This window comes from Arthrobacter sp. V1I9 (assembly GCF_030817075.1).
Lineage (GTDB): Bacteria > Actinomycetota > Actinomycetes > Actinomycetales > Micrococcaceae > Arthrobacter.
The window spans coordinates 187,352-205,908 of sequence record NZ_JAUSYU010000001.1 but is presented as its reverse complement, the minus strand read 5'-3'; the positions used below and the strand labels follow the sequence as shown (position 1 = coordinate 205,908).

General features: G+C 65.9%; 18 protein-coding genes and 1 pseudogene. 15 read left to right on the top strand and 4 right to left on the bottom strand.

Going from position 1 to position 18,557, the window contains the following annotated elements:
• The first annotated feature begins 4 nt into the window (after window positions 1-4).
• From gcl to bcp, 5 genes are all read left to right on the top strand, one after another.
• Entirely contained in the window at window positions 5-1,795 is a 1,791-nt protein-coding gene (gene gcl / locus QFZ70_RS00940) for a glyoxylate carboligase (RefSeq protein ID WP_307093658.1), read from the top strand.
• Between the two features lie 15 nt (window positions 1,796-1,810).
• Window positions 1,811-3,010, top strand: a complete 1,200-nt coding sequence (locus QFZ70_RS00935) for a glycerate kinase (protein ID WP_307093657.1) — start codon at window positions 1,811-1,813, stop codon at window positions 3,008-3,010.
• On the top strand, window positions 3,003-4,346 hold the full coding sequence (gene allB / locus QFZ70_RS00930; protein ID WP_307093656.1) for an allantoinase AllB: 1,344 nt from the start codon (window positions 3,003-3,005) through the stop codon (window positions 4,344-4,346). Before QFZ70_RS00935 ends, allB begins: the two co-directional genes overlap by 8 nt.
• A gap of 9 nt (window positions 4,347-4,355) precedes the next feature.
• The gene (locus tag QFZ70_RS00925) at window positions 4,356-5,111 is read left to right on the top strand and encodes a winged helix-turn-helix domain-containing protein (protein ID WP_307093655.1); all 756 of its coding nucleotides are present in this window, start codon (window positions 4,356-4,358) and stop codon (window positions 5,109-5,111) included.
• An 81-nt stretch (window positions 5,112-5,192) separates the two neighbouring features.
• Window positions 5,193-5,672: a thioredoxin-dependent thiol peroxidase gene (gene bcp / locus QFZ70_RS00920; protein WP_307093654.1), complete on the top strand. Its 480-nt coding sequence runs from the start codon at window positions 5,193-5,195 to the stop codon at window positions 5,670-5,672.
• 108 nt (window positions 5,673-5,780) lie between these two features.
• Here bcp and QFZ70_RS00915 read toward each other — a convergent pair whose 3' ends face one another.
• Window positions 5,781-7,277, bottom strand: a complete 1,497-nt coding sequence (locus QFZ70_RS00915) for an MFS transporter (protein WP_307093653.1) — start codon at window positions 7,275-7,277, stop codon at window positions 5,781-5,783.
• 59 nt (window positions 7,278-7,336) lie between these two features.
• Window positions 7,337-7,540: a hypothetical protein gene (locus tag QFZ70_RS00910; protein WP_307093652.1), complete on the bottom strand. Its 204-nt coding sequence runs from the start codon at window positions 7,538-7,540 to the stop codon at window positions 7,337-7,339.
• A gap of 103 nt (window positions 7,541-7,643) precedes the next feature.
• On the opposite strand from QFZ70_RS00910, the gene QFZ70_RS00905 reads away from it, so the two are divergent.
• Window positions 7,644-8,216 (top strand): GNAT family N-acetyltransferase, encoded by a 573-nt coding sequence (locus tag QFZ70_RS00905; protein WP_307093651.1) that lies wholly within the window; start codon window positions 7,644-7,646, stop codon window positions 8,214-8,216.
• 181 nt (window positions 8,217-8,397) lie between these two features.
• Here QFZ70_RS00905 and QFZ70_RS00900 read toward each other — a convergent pair whose 3' ends face one another.
• Window positions 8,398-8,754, bottom strand: a complete 357-nt coding sequence (locus tag QFZ70_RS00900; protein ID WP_307093650.1) for a hypothetical protein — start codon at window positions 8,752-8,754, stop codon at window positions 8,398-8,400.
• Between the two features lie 251 nt (window positions 8,755-9,005).
• Here QFZ70_RS00900 and QFZ70_RS00895 point away from each other — a divergent pair, with 251 nt between their 5' ends.
• From QFZ70_RS00895 to QFZ70_RS00880, 4 genes are read left to right on the top strand one after another with little or no spacing between them, the layout of a single operon-like run.
• The gene (locus QFZ70_RS00895; protein WP_307093649.1) at window positions 9,006-10,118 is read left to right on the top strand and encodes a PP2C family protein-serine/threonine phosphatase; all 1,113 of its coding nucleotides are present in this window, start codon (window positions 9,006-9,008) and stop codon (window positions 10,116-10,118) included.
• Window positions 10,115-12,085: a glycosyltransferase family 2 protein gene (locus tag QFZ70_RS00890; RefSeq protein ID WP_307093648.1), complete on the top strand. Its 1,971-nt coding sequence runs from the start codon at window positions 10,115-10,117 to the stop codon at window positions 12,083-12,085. Before QFZ70_RS00895 ends, QFZ70_RS00890 begins: the two co-directional genes overlap by 4 nt.
• Window positions 12,075-12,407, top strand: a complete 333-nt coding sequence (locus QFZ70_RS00885) for an STAS domain-containing protein (RefSeq protein WP_307093647.1) — start codon at window positions 12,075-12,077, stop codon at window positions 12,405-12,407. Before QFZ70_RS00890 ends, QFZ70_RS00885 begins: the two co-directional genes overlap by 11 nt.
• Entirely contained in the window at window positions 12,400-12,822 is a 423-nt protein-coding gene (locus QFZ70_RS00880) for an ATP-binding protein (protein WP_307093646.1), read from the top strand. The genes QFZ70_RS00885 and QFZ70_RS00880 overlap by 8 nt, the downstream gene beginning before the upstream one ends.
• Window positions 12,823-12,866: 44 nt before the next feature.
• Here the strand turns inward: QFZ70_RS00880 and QFZ70_RS00875 are convergent.
• Window positions 12,867-14,094 (bottom strand): annotated as a pseudogene (locus QFZ70_RS00875) (ATP-binding protein).
• A gap of 266 nt (window positions 14,095-14,360) precedes the next feature.
• Here QFZ70_RS00875 and uraD point away from each other — a divergent pair.
• The 5 genes from uraD to purM all read left to right on the top strand — a co-directional run bounded on the left by uraD (window position 14,361) and on the right by purM (window position 18,474).
• On the top strand, window positions 14,361-14,858 hold the full coding sequence (gene uraD / locus QFZ70_RS00870) for a 2-oxo-4-hydroxy-4-carboxy-5-ureidoimidazoline decarboxylase (RefSeq protein ID WP_307093645.1): 498 nt from the start codon (window positions 14,361-14,363) through the stop codon (window positions 14,856-14,858).
• The gene (uraH, locus tag QFZ70_RS00865; RefSeq protein ID WP_163165858.1) at window positions 14,855-15,193 is read left to right on the top strand and encodes a hydroxyisourate hydrolase; all 339 of its coding nucleotides are present in this window, start codon (window positions 14,855-14,857) and stop codon (window positions 15,191-15,193) included. Before uraD ends, uraH begins: the two co-directional genes overlap by 4 nt.
• A gap of 91 nt (window positions 15,194-15,284) precedes the next feature.
• The gene (locus QFZ70_RS00860) at window positions 15,285-15,599 is read left to right on the top strand and encodes a hypothetical protein (RefSeq protein WP_307093644.1); all 315 of its coding nucleotides are present in this window, start codon (window positions 15,285-15,287) and stop codon (window positions 15,597-15,599) included.
• Between the two features lie 59 nt (window positions 15,600-15,658).
• Window positions 15,659-17,329: an amidophosphoribosyltransferase gene (gene purF, locus QFZ70_RS00855; protein WP_307093643.1), complete on the top strand. Its 1,671-nt coding sequence runs from the start codon at window positions 15,659-15,661 to the stop codon at window positions 17,327-17,329.
• Window positions 17,326-18,474 carry a phosphoribosylformylglycinamidine cyclo-ligase gene (purM, locus tag QFZ70_RS00850; protein WP_307093642.1) on the top strand — a complete coding sequence of 383 codons (1,149 nt, stop codon included), beginning with the start codon at window positions 17,326-17,328 and terminating at the stop codon, window positions 18,472-18,474. The genes purF and purM overlap by 4 nt, the downstream gene beginning before the upstream one ends.
• Window positions 18,475-18,557: the final 83 nt, after the last annotated feature.

The following is an 18,557-nucleotide window of genomic DNA, read 5'->3' as shown; positions in this document are numbered from 1 at the left end:
CACCATGAGCAAGATGCGTACCGTTGATGCAGCGGTTGCCATCCTGGAAAAGGAAGGCGCCATCGAGGCGTTCGGCCTGCCAGGCGCCGCGATCAACCCCTTCTACTCCGCAATGCGCGCCCACGGCGGTATCCGCCACACGCTGGCCCGCCACGTTGAGGGCGCCAGCCACATGGCCGACGGCTTCAGCCGCGCCCAGGACGGAAACATCGGCATCTGCATCGGCACCTCCGGCCCCGCCGGCACGGACATGATCACCGGCCTCTACGCAGCGTGGGCCGATTCCATCCCCATGCTCTGCATCACCGGTCAGGCACCGGTAGCCAAGCTGCACAAGGAAGACTTCCAGGCCGTGGACATCGAGTCCATCGCCAAGCCCGTTACCAAGATGGCCATGACCATCCTGGAACCCGGCCAGGTCCCCGGTGCCTTCCAGAAGGCCTTCCAGCTGATGCGCTCCGGCCGACCCGGCCCGGTGCTGCTGGACCTGCCCATCGACGTGCAGCTGGCCGAAATCGAATTCGACATCGACACCTACGAGCCCCTGCCCGTCGAGAAGCCCAAGGCCTCCCGCAAGCAGCTGGAAAAGGCCCTGGACATGCTCACCGCGGCAAAGCACCCGCTGATCGTGGCCGGCGGCGGCATCATCAACGCCGGCGCCTCCGCGCAACTGGTTGAGCTGGCCGAGACCCTGAACATCCCGGTCATCCCCACCCTGATGGGCTGGGGCACCATCCCGGACGACCACCAGCTGATGGCCGGCATGGTGGGCCTGCAGACCTCGCACCGCTACGGCAATGAAAACTACCTGCAGAGCGACTTCGTGATCGGCATCGGCAACCGCTGGGCCAACCGCCACACCGGAGGGCTGGAGACTTACACCGCGGGCCGCAAGTTCGTGCACATCGACATCGAGCCCACGCAGATCGGCCGCGTGTTCTCGCCGGACCTGGGCATCGCGTCCGACGCCGGTGCGGCGCTGGCCGGGCTGGTTGAGCTCGCTAAGGAGCGCAAGGCGGCCGGGTCGCTGCCGGACTACAGCGCCTGGGTAGCCGAGTGCCAGGACCGCAAGGCGTCCCTGCACCGCAAGACGCACTTCGAGAACATCCCCATCAAGCCGCAGCGCGTGTACGAGGAGATGAACAAGTCTTTCGGCCGCGATACCACCTATGTGTCCACCATCGGCCTGTCCCAGATCGCCGGCGCGCAGATGCTGCACGTGTTCGGCCCGCGCAAGTGGATCAACGCCGGCCAGGCAGGCCCGCTGGGGTGGACCGCTCCGGCGGCGCTCGGCGTCGTTCGCGGCAAGCCGGACGAGACCGTGGTGGCCCTGTCCGGCGACTACGACTTCCAGTTCATGATCGAGGAACTGGCCGTGGGCGCGCAGTTCAACCTGCCGTACATCCACGTGGTGGTGAACAACTCCTACCTGGGCCTGATCCGTCAGTCCCAGCGCGGCTTCAAGATGGAACAGAACGTGTCCCTGGCGTTCGAGAACATCAACAGCTCACACCTGTCCGAGGACACCCGCGGCTACGGCGTGGACCACCTGAAGGTGGCCGAGGGCCTGGGCTGCAAGGCTGTCCGCGTGGAGGACCCCAACGACCTCGGCGCCGCGTTCGACAAGGCCAAGGCCTTGATGGGCGAATTCCAGGTTCCCGTGGTGGTGGAAGTGATCCTGGAGAAGGTCACCAACATCTCCATGGGCTTGGAAATCGACGCCGTGAACGAGTTCGAGGAACTGGCCGAATCCGCGGCCGACGCCCCCACCGCCATCCTGGCTCTGCAGGGCTAGGCAGGAAAGACAAGCATGCGCATCATCATTGCCCCGGACAAGTTCAAGGGATCCCTGTCCGCCCCGGACGTTTGCACACACCTGGAAAAGGGACTGCAGCGCGGGGCCGGCGGCAACCTGGACGTGGTCCGCATTCCAGTAGCCGACGGCGGTGAGGGCACCCTGGACGCCGCCGTCGGCTCCGGCTTCACCCGCCGCAGCGCCGTGGTGGCCGGACCGACAGGCGAACCGGTCACGGCCGACTTCGCCGTCCGGGGCAATGAGGCAGTCATAGAGATGGCGGCGGCCTCGGGCCTGGCACTGCTCCCCGCCGGAGCATTGGTTGGGGGACGGCCGGGCCCCGTGGAGGCCCGCACCGCCACCAGTCTGGGCACCGGCCAGCTGATCGGTGCCGCCCTGGACGCCGGGTGCAACCGCGTGATCCTGGGAGTGGGCGGCAGCGCAAACACCGACGGGGGTGCCGGCATCCTGCAGGGGCTCGGCGCGGCACTCCTCGATGCCGGGGGCAATGAGCTTCCCGCCGGCGGCGCCGCCCTGGCCCGCCTCGACCGGATCGACTTCAGCGGGTTTGATACCCGGCTGAAGCACACACGCTTTGTGCTGGCGTCCGACGTCGACAATCCCCTGCTGGGCGCCCAGGGCGCCGCGGTGATTTTCGGCCCGCAGAAGGGCGCCACACAACAGGACGTCGGCTTGCTCGACGCCGCCCTGGCCAGGTTTGTCGAAGTCCTGGCCAGGGAAATCGGTCACCGCGCCATCAAGGCGGCGGAAGCCCCGGGAGCCGGAGCAGCGGGAGGCGTTGGCTACGCCTCCCTCGCCGTACTGGCGGCGACGCGCCGGCCGGGCATCGACGTCGTCCTCGAATTCACGGAATTGGAGCAAAGACTTGCCGGGGCCGACCTGGTGATCACCGGCGAAGGCAGCCTGGACGAGCAGAGCCTGCTGGGCAAGACGCCCATGGGTGTTGCCCGGGCAGCCGCCGGGCAGGGTGTTCCGGTGATCGCCGTGTGCGGACGGACCACGCTTGAAGCGGGCCAGGCGAGTGCCGCTGGATTTGAGGACGTTTACGCTTTGACCGAGCTCGAAAGCAATGTAGACAGGTGCATAGCAGAAGCAGGGCAGCTTCTGGAGCAGCTGGGCACGCAGATCAGCGGACGGCTGGCGGCAAATACGCTGTCCCGTTCCGCACGCACGAAGGAGGACCTCCATGTCTGAAGAACGTTTTGACCTGGTCATCCGCGGCCAGCGCATCCTCACCACTGCCGGCCTGGCACCCCGCGAAGTGGGTGTCCGCAACGGCAAGATCGTGGCACTCGAGCCGCTGGGCAACGGCCTGGCAGGGGCAGAGGTCATTGATTTGGCCGACGATGAAACCCTGATTCCCGGCCTGGTGGACACACATGTCCACGTCAATGAGCCGGGCCGCACCGAGTGGGAGGGCTTCGCCTCAGCAACCCGCGCCGCCGCCGCGGGCGGCGTCACCACCATCATCGACATGCCGCTGAACTCCGTTCCGCCCACCACCACCGTGGAAAACCTGAAGCTCAAGCGCGAGGTGGCCGAGGACCAGGCGTTCATCGACGTCGGGTTCTGGGGCGGTGCCATCCCGGGCAACAAGGGCGACCTGCGGGCGCTGCACGACGAAGGCGTGTTCGGCTTCAAGTGCTTCCTCCTGCACTCGGGCGTGGACGAGTTCCCGCACCTGGACGCGGATGAGATGGAGGAGGACATGGCTGAGCTGAAGTCCTTCGATTCGCTCATGATCGTCCATGCCGAGGATTCGCACGCCATCGATCGTGCCCCGCACCCCGGCGGCGACCACTACTCCACGTTCCTGGCGTCCCGCCCGCGCGGCGCCGAGAACAAGGCCATCGCCGAAGTGATTGAGCGGGCCCGCTGGACCGGTGCGCGGGCGCACATCCTGCACCTCTCGTCGTCGGACGCGTTGCCCATGATCGCCTCAGCAAGGCGCGACGGCGTGAAGCTCACCGTGGAGACGTGCCCGCACTACCTCACGCTGATGGCCGAAGAAATCCCCGACGGCGCCACCGCCTACAAGTGCTGCCCGCCCATCCGCGAAGCTTCCAACCGGGAGCTGTTGTGGCAGGGGCTCCTGGACGGCACCATCGACTGCATCGTCTCGGACCACTCCCCGTCCACTTTGGACCTGAAGGACCTGGAGAACGGCGACTTCGCCGTGGCCTGGGGCGGCGTCTCATCGCTGCAGCTGGGCCTGTCCCTGATCTGGACGGAAGCGCGGCACCGCGGCATCCCGCTGGAGCAGGTGGTGTCCTGGATGGGCGAGAAGCCGGCAGCTTTGGCCCGCCTGTCCAACAAAGGCCAGTTGGCGCTGGGCTACGACGCCGACTTCGCCGTCTTCGCTCCGGACGAGGCGTTTGTGGTGGACGTGTCCAAGCTCAAGCACAAGAACCCCATCACCCCGTACGACGGCAAAGCCCTCTCCGGGGTGGTCCGCAAGACCTTCCTGCGCGGCGCCGTGGTGGACGGCCAGACCCCCACGGGCAAGCTGATCCGCCGCGGCGGAGTCTAGGGACGCGCCATGGCAGTGGAAGCCCTCCATCCGAGGACGGTGGCACGGCCCCGGTTAGCTGTCACGGGCGCCGCCGCACAAAGGGCGGCTGCCGTTCCAACGGTGACTGCCATTCCAACGGCGACTGCCATTCCAACGGCGGCTGCCAGGGGCCTGGCTGTGTGGGTGGTGCCCGAGGATGGCACCAGCCCCGAACTGCTGGCCCGCGCCGCAAGGCTCGTCCTTGCCCGGGCCCTACAAACTGCTCCGGAGGCGGAAGTCCACTGGCCTGCCGCCGGAGCTCCCACGTCCGGGGTCTCCGCATCTTCGGAAGGAGCCGCAGACCACTCCTCTCGCACTCCTTCCGCGGCGGAGAACCCCGGCGTTCCCGGCGAGGCACCTGGGGGCGCGGCACTCAGCGAGGCCGACGGCGGTACCCGGCTGCCGCCGTCGGCCGGTCCAGTGAGCCGGGTTGCCGTGGACCTTGCCGCCGATAAGGTCCTGCTGGACGGCAATCCAGTGCCGCTGACCGGCGTCGAGTTCAAGGTACTCCGGTACCTGGTGACGCACCTGTCCCGCACAGTGGGCAGGGAGGAACTCCAGCAGTTCCTGGATTCGTTTGAAACCCCCGGCGCCTCGGCCCGGTCCATCGACGTTTATGTGGGCCGCATCCGGCGAAAGCTCGGGAATGCACGCCATGCGGTGGCCACCGTCCGGGGCGGCGGATACCGGTTTATACCAGGGCAGTGCGCAACTGTCCGGGGTCCGGCGGAATACTGCATATGACGCCGGAGTTGTATGACTGAGCGGCAACCCGCTTCACTTGATGTTTTGCCATTACCTGACAAAGACTTCCAAAGGAACGCCATGAGCCAGACCCTGACCACCAAGCTTCAGCCGGGAACCCAGGCCCCTGATTTCGCACTGCAGGACGCCCAGGGCCGCGGGACTGCCTTGGCCGACTACCGTGGCAAAAACGTCATCGTGTATTTCTACCCCAAGGCCGCCACCCCCGGCTGCACCACTGAGGCCTGCGACTTCCGCGACAGCCTGGCTTCACTCCAGGGCAAGGGCTACGAGGTCATTGGCATCTCCCCCGACGCCCCGGAGGCCCTGGCCGGCTTTACCGGCGACTTCTCCCTGACCTTCCCGCTGCTCTCCGATCCCGACCACGCGGTTGCCCTGGCTTACGGCGCCTGGGGCGAGAAGCTGGTCAACGGCGAAATTGTTGAGGGTATTGTCCGCTCCACCGTTGTGGTGGACCCCGAAGGCAAGGTCACGCTCGCGCAGTACCAGGTTAAGGCCGACGGCCACGTCGCTGCGCTGAAGGAAGCCCTGGGAATCTAACCCTCCCCGGACGCTCTCTCAGCTTTCGCAGCTTTTCGCCAGACGCTCTCTCAGCTTTCGCAGCTTTTCGCCAAACGCTCGCGCAATTTTTGCGTGAGCGTTCGGTGATTAAGGCTCGGCGTCGGCCGTTTCCGGCACCTCTGCGCGCGCCTCCGCATACTCGGCCGAGACCCGGCGGTAGACCGGCGTGAGGAAGGCCAGCAGCGCAGCGATGACCATGATGATCCCCGCCACCAGGAACACCAGTGCAATGCCCCGGGAGGTACCCTCGCCCAGCAGCGGGGCCAACTGGGCAGCGCCGTCGGCGGACCGTGCGTAGGGGATAATCCAGAACTGGGCGATCGGTGCAATGAGGAACGAGGTGACCGGCGCCGCCGCGGACTCGAACGCCATGGCGAAACCGAACACCCTTCCCTGCCGTGGCAGCGGAACCACCTGCTGGATGACGGTCTGCTCGGCGGCCTCCACAACGGGGACCAGCGTCAAGTACAGCCAGATTCCCACGATGTACAGCCAAGCCCACTCGCGCAGGGTAAACACCGCGCCGAGGACCCCCATGGCCACCACCGCAATGAGCAGCGTACGCAACGGGTTGGACCCGAGGCCGAATTTGCCGATCAGCGCCCCGCCGATAAGGAACCCGCTGGAGCCTACCGCCAGAAAAATCCCCCACAGCTCCACCGGAAACATCTCCAGGCCGTAGGGGTCCATCAACGCCATATAGACGCCGCCGATAAAGTTGTTGAACGTGGAGAACAGAATCAGCGCGAACAGCCCGGAGATAGCCAGTACGGCGGCGTAGGAGCCGCGAAGGTCGAATCCGCCGTGCGCATCGCTGGCCGCGACGCGGGTTTCCTCGGGCATGCGCAGAGTGAGCAAGTGTGCAAAGGCCAGCGCCGTGAGCACCACGGCCACGGCGATGGTCCAGCCCATGCCCAGCAGCCCCACCGACAGCCCGGAAAGCACCGAGGTGATAAGGAACATCAGCCCCTGCACCATGCCCACCAGCCCGTTGGCGTTGGCCCTGCGGTCCGGTTCGATGAGGATGGTGACAGTGGTGGACAGTGCAATATTGCGCATGTTCTCCACCACGGCACCGATCAGGATGACCAGGGTGAAGATCCAGAACCACGGCTGTGTCAGGTCCAGCAGCGAGGAGGCCGGCGCCAGCAGGAACATGACCCCGGACAGCACAAACATCACCAAGGTAAAGACGGCTGCAAAGCGCATTACAGCGAGCTTGCGGTAACGGTCGACGAAGGTGCCGAAGCTGATGCTGGAAAGGGCGATCAGCAGCATGTATGCGCCGCCCACCACCCCAGTGGCGATCACGTTGCGCGTCTCCAGGTACACCCAGAACGTCAGCGCAAACCACAGGTAGCTGGTGGTGATATTGGCCAGGGCTGTGTTCACCAGGATCCCGGCGAAGGTGCGGGATCTTTCTGCCGGACTGCGCAGGGAGGTGTCGACGGCGCCGGGAGCCGCCAAGTGCGCGGCCCCGCCGTCCTCAACCGCTGGGGATACGACGTTGGCGTCCTCGCCCAGGCCTTCCCCGCCGTCGGAAGCCGCAGCAGCCCTGCCCCGGGCCGGTTCCTGCTCGGTCATGCGTCCCAGTGTAATGAGAACCAGCAGGGGCGAACAGGGTCAGAATTCAGCGGGCGCAGTCAGCGTTTGTCGCGGTCCTGGAATTCCTCGTCCAGCTCGTAGTGCCTGAATTCCGTTTCACGGTCCGATTCCCCGTCAACCACCATTTCGTGGTCGAGCTGGCGTTGGATGCGGCTGTCCAGGACCTGTAATTCGTTGTCTGATACGTTTTTCAGGTTTTCCGGGAACTGGTCTTCCGGAGTGAGGTGCAGCTTATCGTTCATGAGCCCACCATGCCTTCCTACCGCTGTTGGATCGTTCAGTCTATCGCCGCTTCTGGCGAGTGAAGCCGTTGCCGGTGACCCAACCCGGTGACAGGATGGCCGCATGGCGATCGAGGTCCGTCCGGCTACCGAATTCGAGGACGTCCGGACGATGGTGGGGCCCAAGCGGCCCGACGCCAACGTCTGCTGGTGCCTGAGCTACCGCATTCCATCCAAACAGAACCTGTCGTTGCACGGGCCGGAGCGCGGGGACCTGGTCAAACAGTTGGTAGCCCAGGATCCCCCGCCGGGGGTCTTAGCGTACGACGGCGGTGAGGTAGTCGGGTGGGCCGGGGTCCACCCACGGGCGGACACCAGCTTCGCCGGGAACCGGAAGATCCCGCACGTGGACGGGCTGGATGTGTGGTCGGTGTGGTGCATCCGCGTGCGGCCCGGGCACCGCGGCAAAGGCATTTCGCACCACCTGCTGAAAGGCGCTGTTGAGTTTGCGCGCAGCTACACGGCGCCGGCCATCGAGGGCTATCCGGTGGACAATGGCAGCCGGAAAGTGGACCTCACCATGGCCTACGTCGGCACGCGAAAGCTCTTCGAGGACGCCGGCTTCACCAAGGCTGCGGACACGCAATCGGTTCTCAGCGGCTTCCCGCGGGTGCTGATGCGCCTCAACCTCCGCTGATTGGTGTCAGGGTTTCTTCCGCCAACTATTGGGCCAGTCCTCGTCGATGGCCCACAGCGCCAGGAGCAGGGCGTCCACGGTCATGAGTCCCGCAATGAGGTACGCCCACCCTGTAAACCCACCCCATAACAATCTCCTGACCCGGTAACCCCAGCCACTCGATTGCTCCTTAGTGTGGCACCTAAACCGCCGCGGCGGAACGCCCCAAATCCACACTTTTGAAAAGCGCCTCCAGCCTGTAATGCGCCTCAGTTTCCAGCTTGAGGCGGTGCGTCAGCTTCTCCACCTGCACCGACATCTCTTCACCGACAGGCAGCCGGTCCCCTGGCCAGCTGGATGCCTCCCTTGATTCCGACAGCGCCTGCGCCAGAGCATTGGCCGCGGCCCGCACTTTCCGTGAGTGGAAGTAGACCCGCATCAGCGCCCGGCCCTTGTCCAACGCGGTCCGCGCCAGTTCATGCGGCAGCACAGCCGTCACAGGTTCCCCGCAGGCGGCGGCATCCGCCGTCGTCCGGTCCTTGATGTTGAAGTGTCCCATGGCTGCTCCGCCCTCCTGCAAGCCGTCCAGCCTCCAGAGAGGCCGTCTTTGACCCTCGTCTTCGCGAAGCTGTTTCCTGCCTTTGAGTGTCCCGGCCGTTCCTCAATGTGCGGGCAAGCAGGTCCCAAGATTTGCGCAAGATCCCTGCGCGCCCGCAGACGGGCCGTGCCGCCGTCTCCGGTCAACAGACGGCGTAATGTAACAGTCCCTGCGACATGCCCTGCGGGGGTTAATACGGTAGAAGTAGAGTTATGGTCTCTCCCCCCGAACCCCGCCGTGCCGTTGTCATTGAGGATGACCCGGACATTCGCGGCCTGCTGGTCCGCGTCCTGGTCAAGCAGGGCTTCGACGTCACCGAGGCGGGAGCTGGCCTGCCCGGCGTGGAGGAAGTCCGCCGCCGCAAGCCGGACCTGGTCACCCTGGACCTAAACTTGCCAGACATCGACGGCTTGGAAGTCTGCAAGCTGCTCCGCCAGTTTTCGGACGCCTTCATCGTGATGCTCACCGCCCGCGCTGACGAATTGGACAAACTGACCGGCCTGGACAACGGGGCAGACGAGTACATCAGCAAGCCGTTCAGCCCCCGTGAGCTGCAGTCCCGCATCAACGCCCTCTTCCGCCGGCGCCCGTCCGCTGCTGCCGATTCGGCGGCCCGCGGTGAGCTGGAGCGTGCCACGGAAGTCCAGCAAAGCCTCCTTCCCAAGGAAGACATCCGGGTTGATGGTTACGACGTCGCCGGTATGTTCCGCCCCTCCCGCAGCGTGGGCGGGGACTTCTACGACTGGTACCAGACCCCGGACGGGCTGCACCTGACCTTCGCCGACGCCATGGGCAAGGGCATGGGTGCCGCGCTCATCGCGGCAACAGTCCGCGCCGTGATGCGCTCCATGGGCCACCGGCAGGACCTGGACGGCGCCTTCGCCTCCGCCAGCAAGTCGATAGCCACGGACCTGGACTCCTCCAACTCCTTTGTCACCCTGTTCCACGCGCGGCTCGAGGCTGCGTCCGGAACGGTCAGCTATGTCGACGCCGGGCACGGGCTGGCGCTGCACGTCCGGTCCGGCGGCGCTGCCGTCAGGCTCCCTTCCGGCGGCCCGCCCGTCGGCGCCTGGGCCGGGACCCAGTGGCCGCAATCCAGCATGGAACTCGCCCCGGGGGATTCCCTGGTGGTGGTCAGCGACGGCGTGCTGGACGTCTTCGAGTCCGTGGAGGACTTCACCGACGCCGTCCGCAGCGCCGCCCAAAGCCAGGAGTCGGCCCAGGCAGCCAGCAGCGCCATCCTGGCCCTGGCACCGGCCGAAACCGCCGAGGATGACGTAACGGTGGTCGTTGTCCGCCGGCTGCCGGAAGAAGCAGCTGGATGACCCGGTTCTTCACCCGGCTGGTGGTGGTGCTGACCGTCATCACCGGCGTCAACTACATCGCCTGGCGCTGGGTTGCATCGCTGAACTGGGACGCCTGGTGGATCGCCGTGCCCCTGGTGATCGCCGAAACCTACAGCCTGATCGACGTGATGCTGTTCGGCATGACGGTGTGGAAGCTGAAGATCCGCAAGGGCGCCCCGCCGCCACCGCATGATGCCACGGTGGACGTCTTCATCACCACGTACAACGAAGACCTGGACATGGTGATGACCACGGCTCTCGCCGCCCAGAAGATCCGGCACCCGCACGGCACGTGGATCCTGGACGACGGAGCGCGCCCCGAACTCAAGGCCCTCGCCGAACAGCACGGCCTGGGCTACGTCACCCGCAGCAACGACTGGACCTCGAACCTGCCCCGGCACGCGAAGGCCGGAAACCTGAACAACGCCCTGATGCAGACCCACGGCGAGTTCCTCCTGATACTGGACGCGGACCAGATTCCCGAGCCGGACATCCTCGAAAAGACCCTCGGCTACTTCAACAACCGCCGCGTTGCACTGGTCCAGACACCGCAGTACTTCAGCAACGTCCCGGCAGATGATCCCCTCGGCAGCCAGGCGCCCCTTTTCTATGGCCCCATCCAGCAGGGCAAGGACGGCTGGAATGCCGCCTTCTTCTGCGGTTCCAACGCGATCCTGCGACGTGAGGCCCTGATGCAGCTGGGCCTGGTGGGCTATGTCAAGGAAACCGAGAAGAGCATCCGCCGGGCGCTGGCCGCCTCCCGCTCGGCCATTAAGCAGGCCCGGAAGTCCGCGGACATGGAGACGCCTTTGGTGGCCCAGGTGCTCGACGAGGTGGAGGCGGCCACCGGCGAAGCCCAGCAGGAACTGGACGCCGGCGGAGCCTTGAGTGAGATTACCTACCGGGTACGCCGCCGCGTGGACGCCGCCGTGCAGACCCTGGTGATGGCCGACGTCGAGGCCCTCCAGGCTGACCTCGAAGAGATCGCCGCCATGGAACTGGCCCATGTGGGCGAGGCCGGCGTTCCGGTGGTGGCTGATGACGCCGTGCAGCGCATGTCCGCCCGCGACTGGTCTCCCCTGGGTGCGCTCGAATCCGTGCAGGCCGTCCTGGACGCGCTGTCCGTGGAGCGCAACGACGAAGCCCAGCCGGTTATGCCGCTGGCCACCATCTCGGTCACCGAGGACATGGCCACCGCCATGCGTATGCATGCCATGGGCTGGGAGAGCGTCTACCACCACGAGATTCTCGCGTACGGGCTGGCACCGGAGGACCTCAAGACCATGCTCACCCAGCGCCTCCGCTGGGCCCAGGGCACCATCCAGGTGTTCCTCCGCGAAAACCCGCTGGTGCAGAGGGGCCTCAAGCTGGGCCAGCGGCTGATGTACTTCGCCACCATGTGGACCTACCTCAGCGGCTACGCGGCAGTCGTCTATTTCGCGGCCCCCATCATCTACCTGCTGCTGGGCATCCTGCCGGTGACGAGCCTGAGCTGGGACTTCTTCATCCGGTTCATCCCTTTCATGCTGGTCAACCAGCTGCTGTTCGCCGTCGCCGGCCGGGGCATCCCCACCTGGCGCGGCCAGCAGTACAGCCTGGCTCTGTTCCCCACCTGGATCAAGGCGTGCTCGACGGCGGCCAGGAACGTCTGGTTCGGCCGTCCCCTTGGGTTTGCCGTGACCCCCAAGGCGCGCCAGAACGGCGGGCCCAGCTGGAGCCTGATCCAGCCACAGATCATAGTGTCGGTGCTGCTGGCCGTGGCCGCCGTCGTCGGAATCATCCGCCTGGCCACCGGGCTGGCGGAGCCGTTGGGCACCCTGGTGAACGTCGCCTGGGTCATTTTCGACCTGGTGGTCATGAGCATCCTGGTGCGGGCAGTGCTTTACAAGGGTTATGAACCGGCCGGAGAACCGGCTGCTACAGAGAGGAATCCCGATGAAGTTTAGTTATGAGGTCAAGGACTCGTACGCGGAGGTCAAGGCGGACGGGCGGCTGAACATGGTCTCCGCGCCGAAGCTGCGCGAATTTGTCACCGACGTGATCGCGGGCGGGTCCAACCGGATCGTGGTGAACCTGGAAAACACGGCGTTTATGGACTCCTCCGGCCTGGGCGCACTCATTGGCTGCCTCAAGGCGGCGCGGCAGGCGGGCGGGGACCTCCGGATCGCGGCCGTGCAGCCGCAGGTAAAGATGGTCCTGCAGCTGACCAGCATGGACAAAGTACTCACGTCCTACGGTTCGGCCGCGGAGGCGTTCAGCAATGACTGAGGTCCTGGCGTCCCGCAGCTTCCGCGGGCCGGCGGCCGAGGACGCCATCGAATCCGTCCACAATGACCTCGACAGCCTCTGGCTCGACGTCCCCTTTGTCCAGGACATGGACCAGATGACGTTTACGACGGCGGTCATCGAGTCGGCATCGAACATCGTCCAGCATGCGGAGCCTGCCGGGCAGGAGCAGGTGGAGCTCGGCGTGGACATCTCCGTCCGGCCCACGCTGCTCCAGGCCCGGGTGAGCGCCTATCACGCGAAGCCGCCGTTCGGACCCATGGAGCCGGCATCGCCGGGCGAGGACGCCGAGTCCGGTCGCGGCCTGGCACTGATCCAGGCGCTGGTCACCACCGTTACCTTCGAGCGGCAGGACGGCACCAACACCTGGGTCCTGACCCGGACCCCGCAGGGCTGATTCCGGCCGGTGCCGGGCAGGCTGAACCGGGAGGGCGGGCCGCCTCAGCCTTGCGCCGGGAACGTCACCGAAACCGTGGCTCCGCCCGCCCGGAGTATCGCTGATGGTGAGCTCTCCACCGTGCGCCTGCGCGATCCGGTGGCAGGTGGCCAGGCCCAGTCCCGTCCCGGGAAGGTCACCGGGACGGTTCAGCCGCACCAACGGCTCCACGGCCCTGGAGCGGTCGGCGGGGAGGATGCCTTTTCCGTTATCGGCAACATGGAGGGTCATTCCTTTGGGGCCCGCTTCTCCGCTGACGGTGACGCGCAGCCCCTGGCCGGGGTTCTGGTAGTTCAGCGAGTTGGCCAGGAGGTTCTGCAGAAGGGTGCGCAGCTGGGCGCGGTCTGCGAAGAGCTCGGCATCCTCGCACAGAATGCCGCTGGCAAGGCCCAGGTCAAGGCCCAGGTCCCGGACCGCCTCGGCCGTGACGGCGAGCAAGGACAGCCGTTCCCGGTTAAGCTTTCCGTCCGCTCGCGAGTAGTCCAAAACGTCCTCAAGAGTGGCCAGCATGCGCCGTCCACCGCTGCTGATGAGTTCCAAATACTCCACAGCCGGGTGGTCCGGCTGGATGCCAGGATCGTCCTCGGCCAGCTCCACATACCCCAGGATGGTGGTGAGCGGCACGCGAAGATCGTGGCTGACCCGCCCGGCGAACTCGGCGAGCATGGTGTTGCTGCGCTGCAGTTCGGCCAGGGCTTGGTTGAGCTGAAGGGTGCGGTGCTGCAGTTCCAGGAGCTCCACCACCTGGCGGGCCAGTACTTCCAGGAGGCTTAGCTGCTCGAGCGTGGGGAGCTCCGGGCGGTTGGAGAAAACACACAGGGACCCCAGAACCAGTCCAGAGGAGGTCTCCAGCGGCACGGAGGCGTAGAAGCGGACGGCAGCTTTCTCCCCGCTGACGAAGGGGTTTGCCGCGAACCGCGGGTCCTGCGAAGCGTCCCGGACCACGGTTGTCCCGCCGGCCAAAAAGACCGTGGCGCACATGGAGTCCTCGCGGGAGCAAATGCGGGGGTCGATTCCCGAGGCCGCTATCTGGAACTGCTGGTCTGAAGTGATGATATTGACCACGCCGTAGGGCACCCCGCACAAGGACGCGGCCAGCCGCACCAGGTTGTCCAGCGCACCTCTGGCCTGGGCGTCGGTCAGCACCGGCGTCTCACCCGCCGTAGTAGGTATCAGCCCGTACTCCCGCAGGCCAAGCTCCCGCGCGGCGTCCTGATCGGTCAGCATTTGCATAGCCGTCCCGTCCATATTCTTTTGTTTTCCCCAGCATTGTCGTTGAGCTTGTGGCTCTCCCGCGATAATACCGGCTGGGTCTCAGTGCTGCGGTAGTCTCTTGACACTGACCGCTTGCTCTACTTGAATATTACGTATGCTGAAATAACAGTTCCATGATGCGGAAGCCTGAAGCCGGCACCACCGGCGCTTGGGTGCCGGGAAGTCCGGCCTCCGCATAGCCGTCACCATGGATGCCAGCATTTGTCACTGAGGAAGCAGCCAGCATGAAGCTTGCCGAATTCAACACTGCGGACACCGCCCTGGCCGCGAACACCCTTCGACCATGCATCGATGTGCAGCGCTGGGTGGACACTGTCGCCGCAGCCCGGCCCTTCCCGTCCACGGACGCGCTCCTGGCTTTTGCAGCCGAAGCCGCGAACCCCTTCACCCCGGCTGAAGTGGAGTCCGCCATGGCGCACCACCCCCGGATCGGCGAACGTCCGACGGCGGCCACCGCCGAGGCGTCCATGTCCCGTTCCGAGCAGGCCGGGGTGGATCCCGCGGATACTGCCCTGGCTGAGGCTTTGGCCCAAGGCAACAGGGACTACGAGGAAAAGTTCGGCCGCGTCTTCCTGATTCGCGCCGCCGGCCGCACCGCCCCGGAAATTCTGCAGTCCCTGAAGGAGCGGCTGGAAAACTCCCCCGCCGAAGAAGACACCATCGTGGCCCAACAGCTGCGCGAGATTGCCGTACTGCGGCTTGAAGGACTGATCACCGAATGAGCGTCTCCCACGTCACCACCCATATCCTCGACACAGGCGCCGGACGCCCGGCGGCGGGGGTCGCCGTCGTGCTTTACAAAAACGACGGCGGCAGCTGGCAGGAACTTGCAGGCTCCACTACGGATGCCGACGGCCGAGCGAAGGATCTGGGCCCGGAGCAGCTGGAACCGGGGCACTACAAGCTAAACTTCGCCACCGGGAGCTACTACGCCGGTTTGCAGACCGCAACATTCTTCCCCGAGGTGGACCTGGTGTTCGAAGTCACTGGCCCCGAGCATTACCACGTCCCGCTCCTGCTCAGCCCGTTCGCCTACTCCACGTACCGCGGCAGCTGAACCCCCTCGTTGTCCTATCACTTATGGTCCTCAAACCGGGGGTGAAGCAGCCGTAACTGATAGGGCATCTGCGGAAATGTAGGCTTGAGGCATGGCTTCTGAACAACCCCCCTCCGAGCGCCGCGAGATCACCGTCCGCCGTGCGCCCAAGTACGTGCCGTTCCTGGTCCTGGGCGCACTGGTGGGCGTGGGGGTGGCTGCGGCGGTGGCCTACGGGCTGCCCGCAAGCGAGAACTTCGACCCAGGCTCGGTGTTCGGATTCTTCCTGGTGCTGTTCGCCGGCGCCGGCGCGGTCCTTGGTGCTGTGCTGGCGCTGATCCTGGACCGCCGCAGCGTCAAGCGGCAGCAGCGGGCCGTGGTGGAGTCCGTCCCGGACTCCGAACCGGATACCGATTCCCAGCCTTAGCCCGGGTCACAAACGGGCGGCCGGAAAAGTCTTACCCCATGTCGTGAGATAATCGACCAGTGGCACGCGGCGATGGAAAACTTTCCCATGATCTTCTCCCTGGCGAAAAAGGCCCGCAGGACGCCTGTGGCGTTTTCGGAGTCTGGGCACCAGGTGAAGAAGTAGCAAAACTAACCTATTACGGGCTGTATGCACTGCAGCACCGCGGTCAGGAGTCCGCTGGTATAGCCACCAGCGACGGCAACCGGATCAACGTCTACAAGGACATGGGACTCGTCTCCCAGGTCTTTGACGAAACCACCCTGAACACCCTCACCGGGCACCTGGCAGTGGGCCACTGCCGCTACTCCACCACCGGAGCCAGCCACTGGGCCAACGCCCAGCCCACCCTCGGCGCCACCAGCACCGGAACCGTGGCCCTGGCGCACAACGGCAACCTCACCAACACGGCCGAACTCAACGCCATGATCCAGGAACGCAACGGCGATCAGCTCACGGGCGAGATGAAACAGGGCAACACCTCGGACACCGCCCTGGTCACGGCACTCCTGGAAGGCGAGCCGGGCAAGACCCTCGAAGAAACCGCCATCGAACTGCTGCCCAAGATCAAGGGCGGCTTCTGCTTCGTCTTTATGGACGAAGGCACCCTCTACGCCGCCCGCGACACCTACGGCATCCGCCCCCTGGTCCTCGGCCGGCTGGAACGTGGCTGGGTTGTCGCCTCCGAGCAGTCCGCACTCGCCACCGTCGGAGCCAGCTTCATCCGTGAAATCGAGCCCGGCGAGTTCATCGCCATTGACGAGCAGGGCGTGCGCTCCCAGCGCTTTGCGGAGCCGACGCCGGCCGGTTGCGTTTTCGAGTACGTCTACCTTGCCCGTCCGGACGCCGCCATCGCTGGCCGCTCCGTGTACGAGTCCCGCGTGGAGATGGGCCGCCAGCTGGCCCGCGAAAACACGCAGGTGGCAGACATCGTTATTCCCGTTCCCGAGTCCGGCACCCCTGCCGCCGTGGGCTACGCCGAAGAATCCGGCATCCCCTTCGCCCACGGGTTCGTCAAGAACTCCTACGTTGGCCGGACGTTCATCCAGCCCTCGCAGACGCTGCGCCAGCTGGGTATCCGGCTTAAGCTCAACGCCCTCGAGTCCGTAATCCGCGGCAAGCGCGTGGTGGTGGTGGATGACTCGATCGTCCGCGGCAACACGCAGCGCGCCATCGTCCGGATGCTCCGCGAAGCCGGTGCCGCGTCCGTTCACGTCAAGATCTCCTCCCCGCCCGTGCAGTGGCCCTGCTTCTACGGCATCGACTTCGCCTCCCGCGCCGAGCTGATCGCCAACGGCGCCACCATCGAGGAAATCTCGCAGGCTATCGGGGCCGACTCCCTCGCCTACATTTCCGAAGACGGCATGATCGAAGCCACCCGGCAGCCGCGGGAGCGCCTGTGCACCGCGTGCTTCACCGGCAAGTACCCCATCGAGCTTCCGGGTTCGGACAAGCTGGGCAAGAACCTGCTGGAACGTACGGACCTCGGCGGGTTGAAGCCCTCGCCGTCCGCCCTCCCCGGCGTCACAGCGGCCCTTGCCGTGGATCCCCAGGTGGACCCGGCGGAGAAATCCGGCGCCACGGGCTGCGATCCCGGACCGGACTCCGAGTTTGAGAACCTGCTGACCGAAGCCGACCTTGTGCCAGACGTACACGCCGCCGCCGGCACTGACAAGAAAGAGTCCGTATGACTTCCGCTGCCCCCGCCTCCGGCAACACTTCCGGCATCACCTACGCCTCCGCAGGCGTCGATGTTGAAGCCGGCGACCGCGCCGTCGAGCTGATGAAGGGTGCCGTCAAGGCCACCCACAATTCCTCGGTAATCGGCGGGGTGGGCGGCTTCGCCGGCCTCTACGACGTCTCGAGGCTCCTGACCTACAAGAAGCCGCTGCTGGCAACGTCCACCGACGGCGTAGGCACCAAGGTTGCCATTGCCCAGGCCATGGACATCCACGACACCATCGGCTTCGACCTCGTGGGCATGGTGGTGGACGACATCGTGGTGGTTGGCGCAGAGCCGCTGTACATGACGGACTACATCGCCTGCGGCAAGGTAGTACCCGAGCGCATCGCCGACATTGTCCGTGGCATCGCCGCAGCCTGCTCGGTAGCTGGCACCGCGCTGGTGGGTGGCGAAACCGCCGAGCACCCCGGGCTGCTGGGAGAGCACGAGTACGACGTCGCGGGCGCAGCCACCGGCGTTGTCGAGGCCGACGCCCTGCTGGGGCCGGACCGCGTCCGCGCCGGCGACGTTGTGATCGGCATGGCATCCTCCGGCCTGCACTCCAACGGCTACTCCCTGGTGCGCCGCGTCATCAACCACGCCGGCTGGGCACTGGACCGCCAGGTCTCCGAACTCGGCCGCACCCTGGGCGAGGAACTCCTCGAGCCCACCCGTGTGTACGCGGCGGACTGCCTGGACCTCGCCCGCACCTTCCCCGTCACCGGCGCTTCCGCAGTGCACGGCTTCAGTCACGTGACCGGCGGCGGCCTGGCGGCCAACCTGGCCCGCGTCCTCCCCCAGGGCCTCGTGGCCACGGTGGACCGCGCCACTTGGGAACTGCCGGCCATCTTCAAGCTGGTGTCTGAACTGGGCAACGTGCCGCTGGCAGACCTTGAGCGCACCCTGAACCTGGGGGTGGGCATGGTGGCCATCGTCTCTGCCGACGCCGCAGACGCCGCCGTCTCGCGCCTGAACGACCGTGGCCTCCCATCCTGGGTCATGGGCACCGTCACCGAGGATTCGGACTCGATCCTCAAGTCCGGCCCGGATTACGTACAGGGCGCCAAGGGTGTGGACGGCGGCGCAGTCCGCTTGGTCAACGCCTACGCGTAAATCAGCATCGAAGTCCCACTAACCGCGCTTATGGACCTCCATAAGCGCGGTTACGGCTTTAAGGGATGAATGATGTCTGGTCA

Bases quoted from the DNA above. Each gene is read 5' to 3' on its own strand.
- gcl (WP_307093658.1), top strand. From the start codon at position 5: ATGAGCAAGATGCGTACCGTTGATGCAGCGGTTGCCATCCTGGAAAAG.
- QFZ70_RS00935 (WP_307093657.1), top strand. From the start codon at position 1,811: ATGCGCATCATCATTGCCCCGGACAAGTTCAAGGGATCCCTGTCCGCC.
- allB (WP_307093656.1), top strand. From the start codon at position 3,003: ATGTCTGAAGAACGTTTTGACCTGGTCATCCGCGGCCAGCGCATCCTC.
- QFZ70_RS00925 (WP_307093655.1), top strand. From the start codon at position 4,356: ATGGCAGTGGAAGCCCTCCATCCGAGGACGGTGGCACGGCCCCGGTTA.
- bcp (WP_307093654.1), top strand. From the start codon at position 5,193: ATGAGCCAGACCCTGACCACCAAGCTTCAGCCGGGAACCCAGGCCCCT.
- QFZ70_RS00915 (WP_307093653.1), bottom strand. From the start codon at position 7,277: ATGACCGAGCAGGAACCGGCCCGGGGCAGGGCTGCTGCGGCTTCCGAC.
- QFZ70_RS00910 (WP_307093652.1), bottom strand. From the start codon at position 7,540: ATGAACGATAAGCTGCACCTCACTCCGGAAGACCAGTTCCCGGAAAAC.
- QFZ70_RS00905 (WP_307093651.1), top strand. From the start codon at position 7,644: ATGGCGATCGAGGTCCGTCCGGCTACCGAATTCGAGGACGTCCGGACG.
- QFZ70_RS00900 (WP_307093650.1), bottom strand. From the start codon at position 8,754: ATGGGACACTTCAACATCAAGGACCGGACGACGGCGGATGCCGCCGCC.
- QFZ70_RS00895 (WP_307093649.1), top strand. From the start codon at position 9,006: ATGGTCTCTCCCCCCGAACCCCGCCGTGCCGTTGTCATTGAGGATGAC.
- QFZ70_RS00890 (WP_307093648.1), top strand. From the start codon at position 10,115: ATGACCCGGTTCTTCACCCGGCTGGTGGTGGTGCTGACCGTCATCACC.
- QFZ70_RS00885 (WP_307093647.1), top strand. From the start codon at position 12,075: ATGAAGTTTAGTTATGAGGTCAAGGACTCGTACGCGGAGGTCAAGGCG.
- QFZ70_RS00880 (WP_307093646.1), top strand. From the start codon at position 12,400: ATGACTGAGGTCCTGGCGTCCCGCAGCTTCCGCGGGCCGGCGGCCGAG.
- uraD (WP_307093645.1), top strand. From the start codon at position 14,361: ATGAAGCTTGCCGAATTCAACACTGCGGACACCGCCCTGGCCGCGAAC.
- uraH (WP_163165858.1), top strand. From the start codon at position 14,855: ATGAGCGTCTCCCACGTCACCACCCATATCCTCGACACAGGCGCCGGA.
- QFZ70_RS00860 (WP_307093644.1), top strand. From the start codon at position 15,285: ATGGCTTCTGAACAACCCCCCTCCGAGCGCCGCGAGATCACCGTCCGC.
- purM (WP_307093642.1), top strand. From the start codon at position 17,326: ATGACTTCCGCTGCCCCCGCCTCCGGCAACACTTCCGGCATCACCTAC.